The sequence below is a fragment of the Neisseria viridiae genome, from assembly GCF_962747995.1.
Taxonomy (GTDB): Bacteria; Pseudomonadota; Gammaproteobacteria; order Burkholderiales; family Neisseriaceae; genus Neisseria; species Neisseria viridiae.
The window spans coordinates 1-383 of sequence record NZ_CAUJAJ010000047.1; the positions used below are offsets into that span (position 1 = coordinate 1).

General features: G+C 32.1%; 1 pseudogene. It reads right to left on the reverse strand.

Annotation, left to right across the window (positions count from 1 at the left end):
• Positions 1-302: pseudogene (locus Q9J79_RS10310) on the reverse strand (Imm26 family immunity protein); the annotation flags it as partial.
• Between the last annotated feature and the right edge of the window lie 81 nt (positions 303-383).

A 383-nucleotide genomic window follows, 5' to 3' on the forward strand; every position in this document is an offset into this window, starting at 1 on the left:
ATATTACTAGACAGCCAGAGTTCAAAGATTTTGTAATCGTCAAAGAAACCAAATATATACCCTCGCTTTAGTAAGTCTATATAATCTTTTTGAGAAACTACCAAAGGATTTCCGTTTCTCATTACTCTTGATTGTCTAATAAAAAGTTCTTTATTGTATGATAAGAAAATCGCTAAATCTGGATATATTATATTTTCTTTCTCTAAATCAACTTGCCCTATCAGTTTCCAAATCTTCTTTCTTATGGCTGTTTCTATACAGGATTTATAAGTCCTAAACCCAACAGAAAGAAGCTCATCCATATTGGCTGTCTTTTCCGAGAGATAATCAAAAATACCAAACTCGTATTGCCTCACCCTACATATGTAAGCAAATTTCCCATT